At 34.4% G+C, this 12,585-nt stretch carries 12 protein-coding genes; all 12 read right to left on the reverse strand.

Features of this window, described 5'->3' with window-relative positions:
- Positions 1–2 precede the first annotated feature (2 nt).
- Positions 3–887 carry a glycosyltransferase gene (locus tag NT145_05665; GenBank protein ID MCX5782173.1) on the reverse strand — a complete coding sequence of 295 codons (885 nt, stop codon included), beginning with the start codon at positions 885–887 and terminating at the stop codon, positions 3–5.
- Complete coding sequence (locus tag NT145_05670) at positions 863–2,113, reverse strand: O-antigen ligase family protein (protein ID MCX5782174.1); 1,251 nt, start codon at positions 2,111–2,113, stop codon at positions 863–865. Before NT145_05670 ends, NT145_05665 begins: the two co-directional genes overlap by 25 nt.
- Positions 2,076–3,023, reverse strand: a complete 948-nt coding sequence (locus tag NT145_05675; protein ID MCX5782175.1) for a glycosyltransferase family 9 protein — start codon at positions 3,021–3,023, stop codon at positions 2,076–2,078. Before NT145_05675 ends, NT145_05670 begins: the two co-directional genes overlap by 38 nt.
- Positions 3,011–4,003 (reverse strand): lipopolysaccharide heptosyltransferase II, encoded by a 993-nt coding sequence (gene waaF, locus NT145_05680; protein MCX5782176.1) that lies wholly within the window; start codon positions 4,001–4,003, stop codon positions 3,011–3,013. The genes NT145_05675 and waaF (NT145_05680) overlap by 13 nt, the downstream gene beginning before the upstream one ends.
- Before the next feature lie 29 nt (positions 4,004–4,032).
- Positions 4,033–5,730, reverse strand: a complete 1,698-nt coding sequence (gene waaF, locus NT145_05685; protein ID MCX5782177.1) for a lipopolysaccharide heptosyltransferase II — start codon at positions 5,728–5,730, stop codon at positions 4,033–4,035.
- A 3-nt stretch (positions 5,731–5,733) separates the two neighbouring features.
- On the reverse strand, positions 5,734–6,981 hold the full coding sequence (locus NT145_05690) for a hypothetical protein (GenBank protein MCX5782178.1): 1,248 nt from the start codon (positions 6,979–6,981) through the stop codon (positions 5,734–5,736).
- A gap of 87 nt (positions 6,982–7,068) precedes the next feature.
- Positions 7,069–7,644: a hypothetical protein gene (locus NT145_05695; protein ID MCX5782179.1), complete on the reverse strand. Its 576-nt coding sequence runs from the start codon at positions 7,642–7,644 to the stop codon at positions 7,069–7,071.
- Between the two features lie 6 nt (positions 7,645–7,650).
- Complete coding sequence (secF, locus tag NT145_05700; protein ID MCX5782180.1) at positions 7,651–8,604, reverse strand: protein translocase subunit SecF; 954 nt, start codon at positions 8,602–8,604, stop codon at positions 7,651–7,653.
- An 11-nt stretch (positions 8,605–8,615) separates the two neighbouring features.
- A complete protein-coding gene (gene secD, locus NT145_05705) occupies positions 8,616–10,031 on the reverse strand; it encodes a protein translocase subunit SecD (protein MCX5782181.1) in 1,416 nt (471 codons plus the stop codon).
- Positions 10,032–10,044: 13 nt separating this feature from the next.
- Positions 10,045–11,496, reverse strand: coding sequence for a glycosyltransferase family 39 protein (locus NT145_05710; protein ID MCX5782182.1), 1,452 nt, complete (start codon positions 11,494–11,496; stop codon positions 10,045–10,047).
- A 3-nt stretch (positions 11,497–11,499) separates the two neighbouring features.
- On the reverse strand, positions 11,500–12,183 hold the full coding sequence (locus NT145_05715; GenBank protein MCX5782183.1) for an HD domain-containing protein: 684 nt from the start codon (positions 12,181–12,183) through the stop codon (positions 11,500–11,502).
- A gap of 11 nt (positions 12,184–12,194) precedes the next feature.
- Positions 12,195–12,575, reverse strand: coding sequence for a preprotein translocase subunit YajC (gene yajC / locus NT145_05720; GenBank protein MCX5782184.1), 381 nt, complete (start codon positions 12,573–12,575; stop codon positions 12,195–12,197).
- Between the last annotated feature and the right edge of the window lie 10 nt (positions 12,576–12,585).

The raw sequence follows: 12,585 nt of genomic DNA on the forward strand, positions 1-12,585 counted from the left end.
CCTCACAATTTTATCAGCCTGAAGTTTTTATGCCTTCCAAACTCAATCCCAAAAGGATAAGAACGCATAAAATCTTTTATCGCTTTTATAAAATTCCTTTCTGATAAATATCTTTTTCTACATTGTTCTATAAAAGCCGAAGAGTCATTCTTAATAAATTCCTTCATAACATAAGGATGTTCTCCAATAAAATTTTTTAGATTCCCTAGATCTGAAAAATAATCACATACATCTTTGTCAAGACAATTATTATTCAACCATTTATCTTCATGCCAAAGTTTATGGAAATCTTTAATTTTTTTCGCCATAACTTCAGGTGGTCGAGCCCAACAATAATGATAAATTCTTGCTCCGCTTTCGATTACACAGAGTTTTCTTCTTTCTTTTCTAAAACCTTGCGCATCTCCATGAGATACGATGCCTCTGAAATTTCTTACTAAACGCACTTCCTGTTTATACCAGTTTCTTCCGGTCTGAATTGTTGAATAACTCCCATAGAAATGAAGGTAGTTAAATATTATGCCATCAACAAAATTCTTAGTTTCCGCTTTTTCGATAGCAGATACTATTTTATCATAATCTTTTTCATTTACCACCTCATCTGACTGAATATAAAATATCCAATCACCGAAACATTTTGAAAGCGCAATATTGGTCTGTTCGGAAAGAATTTCGCCGCCTAAACGTTTTTTTTCATCCCAGGTTGTATCAATAATTTTTATTTTTTTATCATTTATTGCCTCGACTTTTTCTCTGGTACCATCGTCTGAATTCCCTACACAAACAATGAACTCTGAACATATAGGCAAAATTGATTTAATCGATTCTGCAAAAGGGTATCCTAATTTAACGCCGTTTCTTATTATTGTTGCTCCGCTGATTTGCATAAACTATTCCTCGATTGTGAAAAAATAAGGCCAAGAAACCAAAAAAGCTCCATAGCCACCCCCGGTCCGCCTAAAAGAGTATCAAAAGAATCGCCTATAAATATCCCTATAAATCCCCAAAATACTCCTATTGCTATCGCCGCTAGAAACAAATCCGTTGAACGAAATGTTTTAATGAGGCCAGTAAAAATAAAATATGCGATAGCTGCGAAAATAAGCAATCCCACTAAACCGAAATCGGCAGTAAAATTTAAATAAAATGAATGAAGATGAGGATGGCGCCCAACTTTCTTCAAATTATCAGGCAACATATCAAAATATTTCTGCTGTTTAATGCCCTGCCCCGGACCGTATCCCAAAAAAGGCCTTGAAGTTATTTCTTGTAATGCAACTTTGTAAAGAGAAATTCTTTCTTGTATATTTAAATCGCTCGAAGTGGTTTTATAAATTCTTTCCTTAACCACAGGAACAAACAGGTACGAACAAATAGCAATAAGTGACAATGAAAAAAAGCTTAGTAAAAATATTTTCCAATTTTTTGTTTTTAATGTCCAAAATACAGAGAAAGAGAAATAAGAAATAAATGCCGCAATATAATATCCTCTTGATCCTGTAAGTAAAATTGCAAAGTTAAAGAACAAAAATAATGAAAAAAAGAATATTCTTGTTTTAACGGAAATGTCCTTTCTAATTAATCCCTGTGCTAGGAAAAAAAATGAAGCAAAAAGGCAAAGGGCAGCTAACGCTATATGACTGCGAAGTCCTCTGAGCAGCCCATCGTATACCAGGCCTTCCGAATAAAATCCCTTAAGGAATTGAGGCGAAAAAAGTCCAAAATAAGCCATAATAGAAATACCAACAATTACCCCAAAAACCGTAAAATAACCCCAAATTATATTTCTAAAATATCCGGCTTTTAATATTCCGTATCCCAAAACAAATGGTAAAAGCCAGTGGCTGAAATACCCAATTAAAGTCATATAGCCGACATTTGGCTGTCCTGAAAACAAATTAATAATGAGCCCGTAAACTATGAAAATGATCAAAATATAGAATAATTTTTCCTTTTCTATTCTTTTATAAAAATTCCATAAAAATATTATTCCAAATGAAACTGAAAGATATCCCCATATATGACTAAACGGCATCAAAATAGCAAACATATAGTTAGCATACACTAAAAGATTTTCAATCATATTTTTCCAGAAATTTCTGCCAGACTTCATCAACTTCTATTTCGGACATATTGCTTTGTTTTACTACAGTGTGGCTTTCTAAAGGTTGAGGTCCTACTTGATTTGGGTCAGTAGATCCGAACAAGGCTATAACAGGAATACGGAGAGATGCCGCAAGATGCATTGGCCCTGAATCCACGCCAATAAATAATTTAGCCTTTGAAATAATTCCTGCTAAAGACAATATTCCAAAATCAGTAAATAATCCTACTTTTTCATCGTTTTTTTCTATTAATTTACTAAGCTGATCTTTTTCACTCGGAGACCCTATTAAAACAGGACAATATTTTCTATCAACTAATAAATTTATCAGCTTAGTCCACTTTTCTTTCTGCCAAGACTTTTCTTTTCTTCTTTTACTGGTTCCTGGCGAAATAATTACAAGTCTTGATTTTTCAATTTTATTTTCTTGAATCCATATTTCAACTTTATCAATAATATTTTTGGGGATCTTTATCAGATTGACATAGTTTTCTTTTATTTCTTTTAATCCGACTTTAATCCCCAATTTCAAATTATTAGATAAAGAAGGTACTCCGAATTTCTCAGCTTTGCTTGTTAACAACATTTTTAAGGAAGCAGTTTTGAAACCAATCCTTTCTGGGATATCAGAAAGAAAACTCAATAAAAGAGATATTGGAGATTCAGAAAAAAGGACTGCCTTAGAATATTTTTCCTTTCTTAGTTGTGATATAACTCCAACTTTTTCAAAAAAACCTTTCTCTTCTTTTTCTATCAACTGATTAACAAATCCGGTTGCCTCTAAAATAGGCATGAGATCTTTTCTTATATAGCTTGCTAATTTAGTATCCGGCCACTCTCTTCTTGCGGCTTCAAGAACCGGCAGGCTAAACATCATATCTCCCAATTGATTCATATGAAAAAATATTATTTTATCCATTTTTCTACGGCTTTCAAAACTTCTTCGGGTTTAATATCTATAAGACAGTCAATATTTTTGCATAGAGGTCTTTTTCTGCATGGAGAACATTGAAAATCATGGCTTAAAATAGAAGCATTTTTTGCTATCGGAGAAGTTTCTTTAACGTCTGAACCGCCAAATATGGCAACAACAGGAATCCCTAAAGCAGACGCAAGATGTACTGGCCCCGTATCTGGTCCAACAACTATGCAACACTTTGATAAAATTGCCGCTAAAGTTTTGAGATCGGTTTTTTGAGATAAATCTACAACATTATTATTATTTGAAAAATCTAAAGGTGCTTTTTTATCTCCTAAAATAATAACTTTATAATTCGGATAATTTGAATTTATCATTCTGATTAGTTGTTCAAAATATTTAATAGGCCATTGCTTTGCCTTACCTCGAGTTAAAGGAGCAATTCCTATAAGTTGATCAGAGTCATTAATTCCTTCTTCTTTTAATATGTCACTGGCCTTTTGTTTAATATTGTCATTTATTAAAATATTAAATTTTGGTTCAAAATTTCTTGAAGATAAAAAACGAACAACTTCCAGTGATCGAAAAACTGAATTCATAGATCTCTTCTCAGGAAATACTTCTTTATAAAATAGCCAGCTAAGTTCTTTCATTCCTGGAACGCCCAACTTTTTTTTAGCTCCGGAAAAAAATGGAATAAGGGCAGTCTTTAAGAGCCCCTGTAAATCAATGATAAGGTCAAATTTTTCTTGTCTGACTTTTCTAATTATTCTTATAAGTTCTTTCAGTTTAAATCCGCTTTTTCTATTCCATACTATTTTTTCATCAACTTGAGGGAAAAGATCTAATATATCAGACCAAATATCAAAAATTAGCCAAAAAATCTTAGCGCTTGGATATAGCTTCCTTAACGCAGTAAGCGTAGGATTTGAATGAATTATATCTCCCATTGAACTTGTTTTAATAATCAATATTTTCATATATTTTAAGAAAAATATTAAGCTATAAATTAATTCTCTGCGCGGACTTTATTAAGTTGCTGCTTTATTGCTTGAAAGACTTCTTCTATAGAGATTAATTCCATACACTTTTTATTTTTACAGTTTCGTTTTCTACAAGGCTGACATTCTACTTTATGCTGAATTACTATTGTTTTATTTCCAAAAGGGCCTGTTCTTTTTGCATTTGTTGGTCCAAGTATTGCAATTGAAGGCATATTTAAAGCATTAGCTATATGCATAGGGCCAGCTTCATTTGCCACAAAAATATTTACTTTGCTTAAAAGAGCTGCCAGCTCCTTCAAATTTAGTTGGTCAGTTAAATCTAAAACCTTGCCCTTGACATTTGAAATAATCTCTTCATTTAATCCTTTTTCACCTGCGCCGCCCTCTTTTCCTCCAACCATAATAACCTGAGCATTTAATTCATTAATTAATCTATTAATAAGCTCGGAATATCTTTCAGGGAACCATCTTCTTGAAATCCAGCCGCCACCGGGATGGATAGCTATAATAGGTTTTTCACTTGTTATTTTATTTACGGCAAAAATATTTTGAATTTTATTTTTTACTTCTTCAGGAATAAATATACTAAACTCCAAACCCTTTGATTTACATTTAAGATATTTGGCCACTTCAAGATTTCGTTCGATACTATGAGCATCATTATTTGTAGATTTTATTTCTTTAGAAAAAAACCAAGATAATTCCCTCATCCCATTAGTTGAGCTTGAAGCAATTCTAAATTTAGCACCAGCAAATAAAACCATTATGGCCGACCTAGAAAGGCCGTGAAGATCTATACTTAAATCAATGTTTTTAGAACGAAAATATTGATACATTTTAATAAAATAACCTAAAGATATATCTTTCTTTTTCCATACTATTACTTCATCTATATCACTGTTTCCTTCCAATAAAGGTGCGCATCGCTCGTCAACAAAATAACCTATCCAAGCATGAGGATATTCTTTTCTTATGGCAGCAACCGTAGGCAAAGAAAAAACAATATCTCCTATTCTTGAAGGTTGGATAATCAAAATTTTTGGTTTTGGGTGCTTTTTAAGATATTCCGCTAAATTATTTAACCAGTAATATTTGTGAGTAAATTCTGATAATTTATTAAGCTCATCTTCAATCAATAGTGTTTTTTCATCAATATTATCATTTTTTTTGACTAAAATTGGATTTCCGTATGCTATTACTGCTTGAGAAAAAAGTTTAGGCCGTTCATATTTATCCCAGGCTTTTTCAAATATAACTCTTCTTTTTGCAGCAGAACTTACCGGAATAATTGGCAATCCCGTTTTTTGTGCAAGAAATATTATGCCAGATTTAACTTTTTTATAAGGACCTTTTCCTCCATCAACTGCAAACGCAGCTGAATGACCTTTTTTTACATTAATTATCATTTCCACTAAAGATCTCTCAGCGCGTTTAGTAGATGAGCCCCGGACAGGCATATAACCAAACCGTCTTAGAATTCCTTTCTGAATTTCTCCGTCTTTTGAAAAAGATGACATGACAGTGACTTTTTGTTTTCTATGGTAGAAGAAAGGAATTAGCTGTTCTCCGTGCCAAAATGCAAAAGCAAATCCTGAATGAGGTGGTCTTTTCCACCCTTCTTGGCTGTTCACTTCTCTTATACGCAGAGTTCTTCCAATAAAACTTATTAAAATATAACCGATAAAGGATAACAATTTTGTCATATATTATTTTAGAAGCGGCAGAATCACTCCCATAATATTTTTAAGCGCTCCTTTTTGCTCAATAACGCACTCGTTAGCTTTCTTTCCAGATTCAATTAAAAGTCCTTTATCGGATAAAAGCTCTTCAGCTTTTTTGAAAAGTTCTGTTTCATCTCTCACTACGAATCCGCCACCTTTTTCTATCAATAAATTCGCTTCATTAGAGAAGTTTTCCATATGAGGGCCAAATAAAATTGCTTTTGAAAAACTTGCTGGCTCTATAGGGTTCTGTCCTCCTTTATTTGCAAGAGATCCTCCGACAAAGACAAGGTCAGCTATAGAATAAAACTTCATTAGATCGCCAAAAGTATCTACCAGCAAACAATCAAAATCGTGAAAACTCTTTGAAGAATATAAAGAATAACTTATTCCTTTATATTTCAAATATTTTCCTATCTCATTTATCCTGGAAATATACCTTGGAGCCAATACTAGTTTTAAATTATTGAATCTGTTCCTTAATAATTTCCACACATTTACAACTATTTTTTCTTCTCCTTGCTTTGTACTTCCTGCGACAAGAATTATATCTGAATTAGAAATATTAACCTCATTTCTTGAAAAAGAAGGTGCTGCCAAATCTCTATCATACTTAATATTACCTGTTACAAATATCTTCTTTTCATCGCAACCTAAATTTTTAAATCTTTGAGCATCTTCGGAAGATCTTGCACAAATAATATCAATATTTTCAAAAATCCTTTTAAAGAAAAATTTAACCAGCTTATAAAAATAATACGTCTTTATAGACATCCTTCCATTAATAATTGCAATTTTTGCTTTATGCCGTTTTACTTCTAGTATTAGAGCTGGCCACAATTCAGTTTCAACTAAAAATAGAGTCTTTAGTCTAATCTTTCTTAGAACCTTTTTGATAAAAAAAGAAAAATCAACCGGCACAAAGAAAACAAAATCGGCAATCTTTCTATTTTCAGCATATTCTCTTCCAGAAACAGTCATTGTTGTTAATATAGTAATATTTTCTTTTAGCTTACTTATCAAAGGCTCAACTGCCCTAACCTCTCCTATTGAAGCACAGTGGAACCATACAACATCCTTTTCAAATATGATTTTTCTAAAATTCCAAATACCCAGTCTTTCTTCCAATTTATAAAAAACTTCCTTTTTCAAGTTTTTAATATTTTTAATAATAAAATACGCAGATACTGGTACAAAAAAAATAATAAAAAGTAAATCATATATAAATATCATTAAAATGCCTTTTTCAATAAAGTTTAGTTTGAATTGATTTGAAAATATTTTTGATGCCTTTCAACTAAAAGGCATAGGCAGGCTTAATTATCTTTTCCCCTTTTTTATTGGTGTCCTGTAAATAATTCCGCAGGAAGAATAAATGGGATTTAAAACACCTTTTTCCGAAATATTTATACCGACTTTCTCGCCGGATACAATTTCAAACATTTTGGGAAAGAGTTTTTTGGAATCCACATTATTACTTTTTGATATTTCGCAGTCTTCGCTCAGCGCTTCTTCTCTGATTAACCTTTCAATAAAGTTTAAAGACTGCTCAACACCTTCAAGGGCAATTGAATGAGCAATTGATTCTCCGGCCATATCTTTTCGGTCACGTATATCCTTAAGCTCGTTTTCTATTTTTTCTCCAACAGTTACGAAATAAGCAGTTGCAGCCACCCAATTTTCAGGCTGAGAAACTAGCACTTCTTTAGGAAATTTTTCTTTTGGAATAGTCTCATATATCGCAGCAGGAGTAATAAATTTCTGGTATCGCTTAGATTCTGTTTCAACTTTTTCTTCTATTTCAGAATTTATTTCCTGGATTTTAGTTGTTTTTTTGAGCAGTCTTATTATCTCCCTGCTTCTTAAATTTATCTTGAATTTTTTGATCTTTTTCATTGAGTTTCAGGCCTTTTTATACCCTTTCATGGAACTCATGGCATACTGCAGTCTTTTCTTTTTTCCTTCTTCCCATTCATAAACAAGAGCCGAACACACATAAATAGACGAATAGGTCCCTATTACTACTCCCAAAATCATCGCAAAAGCAAAATCGTGCAAAACCTCGCCCCCTACGAAAAAAAGGACTACCACTACAATAAAAACGGTTAACGAAGTTATTATGGTTCTCGAAAGTGTTTGATTGATGCTTTTGTTCATTATTGACTTAAGGTTTTCTTTTGCAAGATATTTCAGGTTTTCCCGAATACGGTCAAAAACTACAATGGTATCGTTTATAGAATAACCTGCTATGGTTAAAAGTGCGGCAATAACTGTAAGAGTTATTTCCTTGCCAAAAAGAGAAAATAATCCGAAAATCACGAAAACATCATGCATAATACCGATAACTCCTGCCATTCCCCATATACCGGCATGAAAACGAATACCGACATAAACAATAATACCAAGAAAAGCAAATATCAACGCATAGAAAGCTTGTTTGCTTAAATGTTTTCCAACCGCAGGTCCTACATATTCCGTCCGTTCAACATCAAACGGATTTTTGGCAAACTTCGCAGAAAAAGATTCGGTTACCTTCTTTGCAAATTCATCTTCATTAACATCAGATTTTTTTACACGGATAATAACTGAAGTTTTTCCTGTTTTATCACGTGAACTCTGCAATTCAACGCTTTTTATTCCTGCAGAATCAAGCGCTGACCTGACATCAGCCATATTTAACTGCTGTTCAAATCCCACCTGCATAAGGATACCGCCGGAAAAATCAATACCGTAATTCGGCCCTTTAATTATTAGAGACGCTGCCCCTATAAGAACTAAAATCGCGGAAATAATAAAAAACAGATGCCTCTTACCGATAAAATCAATATTTGTGTTATGTAGAAACTTAAATTGCACAAATTCCTCCCTTAAAACTTAATTTTATGTATAAATCCTTGTTCAAAAAGAAAATCATATGTCATTTTTGTAAGTGTAATAGCGGTGAACATGCTTATAACTAAACCGATCGTAAGAGTTACAGCAAATCCTTTTATTGGCCCTGTTCCGAACTGAAAAAGAAACACGGCAGCGATAAGCGTAGTCAAATTTGAATCCAATATTGTTGAAAACGCCCTTTGGTAGCCGGCATCAACTGCAAGATGCGCGGTTTTTCCTACCGCAAGTTCTTCGCGAATACGCTCTAAAATTAAAACATTAGCATCTACAGCCATCGCCAATGTCAAAACTATACCTGCTATACCCGGTAAGGTAAGCGTAAAATGAAAATAAGCCATAACCCCAATAAGCACAAAAAGGTTTACTATGAGAGCCAGATCGGCAACCAATCCTTCAAACCGGTAATATATAATCATAAAAAATAGCACCAAAAGGGTTCCTATTACCGCCGATGTTACACCCGTTCTAATAGAATCGTCTCCAAGAGTCGGGCCAACGGTTCTTTCTTCAATTACATGTACAGGGGCAGGAAGCGCACCTGCTCTAAGCACTGTTGCAAGAAGCCTTGCTTCTTCGGCAGTAAAGTTTCCTTCAATAACTGCTTTCCCATCAGGGATACGCGACCTAATAACCGGAGCAGACTGAACTATGCCGTCCAATACTATCGCCAGGTTTCTTTCAATGTTTCTTTCGGTTACATCAGAAAATATTCTTCCGCCTTCCTTATTAAATTCAAGCGAAACGTGAGGATATCCAAACTCCCCTCCCAACTGAACTTTAGCGTTTACAAGATAAGCGCCCGTTATTTCCGGAGTTGATTTTAAAAGATAATATTGCTGTTCTTTTCCTTGAAAAATTGAAAAACCTTTAGGAATCATTTTAATAATTTCGGGGTATTTCTGGATTTCATCCATAGTCGCATTTTTTGCGCGAAGTTTTTCTTGTATGTCGCCGATTGTTCTTCCCTCATCCACAAGACGAAACTCAAGCATGGCGGTTTTGCCTATAAGCTCTTTGGCTCTGGCGGGATCTTTGATGCCCGGCAGTTGAACCACTATCCAGCGTTCACCTTGTCTTGCTATTAAAGGCTCGGATACGCCGAACTGGTCAATTCTGTTACGGATAATTTCTATTGCGCGATCAACCGCATCCTTAATATTTGCTCCTTCGTCAAGTTTGGAAGCGTCAAGCTCAAGCAAAAGATGAGTTCCGCCGCGAAGATCAAGACCTAAGTTTAGAACTTTCCCGACCATCTTATCTTTCTCTTTCTCAAGCTGGCTTCGCTCGGACGGGCTCATTCGATACCATTCAAAAGTCGGATAAATAAAATATCCCGCAAGCACAAGCACAAGTACGGCAACAAGCGCTTTAAGTTTCGTCTTAGACATAATCATTCTCCTTTCAATTAACAGAAAATAAAACTGTTTCTTCTGTTTCTTTTATGATATTTAGAGGTTTGTTCAAAAATAGCGGATGCATTTTTTTAAACATTTCTTTTGACATAACAAAATTATATTTGTTTTGGGACTTAATTTTATCAACTATTTCTTCAGGGGTGTTTTTGACCAGTCTTTTATCAGCATAAAACCACAAAAAGTTATTGTAATACGAAAACCATTTGTTTAGCGCTATAATATCTCCGTCAATTCTTTTAGCTTCTTCCAAGAACTGCATGTTCTTCAAATATTCTCTGGAATCAAGCGTCTTGGGAATAATAGGATAAAATAAATAAGAAACACTCAAAAGAGTTGTAATTATTATCAGCCAAAAAGCTGATTTTATTTTAATATTAAACTTAAAACCCTCAAAAGCTGCTGCGCTTATTAAAGCAAAAGGGACATAAAGCGGCACAATATAGTGATACTGTTTAACTTTAGCCGCTTGAAACATCAAAAAAGGAACAAACGCCCACAAAAGAACAAAGATTATTTTTTTCCTTGATTCTATGTCTATACTTGAAAAACTTTTAATCCATTTATATATTCCAATAATTAAAAACGGAAGCCAAGGCCAGTAGTTTGAAACTAAAATCTCAAAATAAGCATACCAAGGATTTAACGAAGGATTGCCCGAATAAGTCGCAGGATATCCTTTTATGCCGGTCATTAAAGCAACGCTTAAATACTGGTCCAAGAAAGCTTTTTTGTACTTTAAATACATTATGATATGCCAAGGAGCTATTACTGCAACCGCCAACATTAAACCAAAGTAAAAATGAGGATTTAAAAGTATCTTAAATTCTTTTAACAGTAAAATAGCTAAAATTATTACCGCAAAAACAAATAAACCCGGAATCTGGCGGGTCATAACTGCTAACCCTGCACAAAATCCCATAAGATAAAAATATATATTTTTCTTTTCTGACCGGGCCATCCAGAAAAAAATTAGCGTCAAAGAAAAAAATACGGCAAACGGCCCATCAGTCACTGCGCTTCTAGCATGATAAAGATATTGCTGAGTAAAAGTTAAAATCAATGCCGAAAAAAAAGCCGTATAATAATTAAAATATCTGTCAGCAAAAAAAAGAACAGCTAAAACACAGAGAAAACACAAAATCGCAGACGGAAGCTTCATTGCAAACGCATTAAATCCAAAGATCTTTCCTGAAAAAGCGTTCAGCCAGTAAAGCACAGGAGGTTTAGACGTATGGAAATCCGGCCCAAATGCATTTCTTGGCGTTAGATAATCTCCGGTCCTTGCCATTTCCCTGGCAACGCCTGAATAATAGCAGTCATCTCCGGCCAAGGGCATTTCACCGAGACGGTGGAAAATAACAATAAAAGAAACTATTATTGCAAAAACAAAAAGAAACTTTTTTTCTGTTAAAAGTTTCTGAATGTCAGGAATAGTCATATATTATAGCAGCTTCCTTTCGTTAACTATTAATTCAAAATTGCAGCCCAAAAATTTTGCCGCGCGCCGGCACATAATCATGCGCGACATAAATATCTCAAAATATTCCATTACTTGTGAAATCTTTGTGTCTATGGTCAAATCCAAAGTTATAACTTTTTTTCTTCCGTCAACTTTTAAAAAAGATCGTTCCGCAGCATAATTTACCCTGTCGTGTATGTCTGCCCCTATCATGCTGGGGTTTCTTACACGAGTTTTGTGCACATCTGATTTATCGGCTAAAATCAGTGCTGCAGCTATAGGATTTACCGGCTCGCCGATTTCTTCCTCATGGTTTCCTATAGCAGAAATTATCATCGCGATTTCATCGGCAGTCGCGCCCATCTGGCTTAGGATTTTCATCGCTATTAATGCTGCCGACTGGCCATGGTCCTGCCTATTAACAACGTTTCCGATATCGTGCAAATATCCCGCAATTCCGGCAAGTTCCGGTAAAGGTTCAGGAAAGTTCAAATGAGTAAGGGTATTATGCGCAACCGAAGCAACAAGGCTGACATGCCTAAAGCCGTGTTCAGTATAGCCCACGGCGCCAAGATACTCATTAGCTGCCGTGATAAAATTATTTGCCAGCTGATTTTTCTTTACTTTTTCAAGGGTTATACCAGAATAATTATGAATATCTTTCATTGATTGCTATTTTACTTGACTATTTCGGGTGTTACAACTTGATTTTGTCCTTCAGGAGGCAAAACCACGCTGATAGACCCCTTAGAGATCTGAACTTTTACATTTTCGGCGATTTTAACTTCAACTATTTCACCTTTTACCGATGAAACCACGCCGAACATCCCGCCGGCAGTAATAACTTTATCGTCTTTTTGCAGTTCATTGATCATTTTCTGGTGATCTTTTGCTTTTTTCTGCTGCGGTCTGATAAGAAAAAAGTAGAAAATGACAAAGATGACGACAAGCGGCATAAAACTGCTTATAGCATTTGCCTGTTGCGGATCAGCAGCATGAAGATTTGATGCAAGCGAAAAAACTAAAAACAATGAGGATTTTAAACTAATTTTGCTCATTTTTTTCTCC

It is taken from the genome of Elusimicrobiota bacterium (genome assembly GCA_026388075.1).
Lineage (GTDB): Bacteria > Elusimicrobiota > Endomicrobiia > Endomicrobiales > JAPLKN01 > JAPLKN01.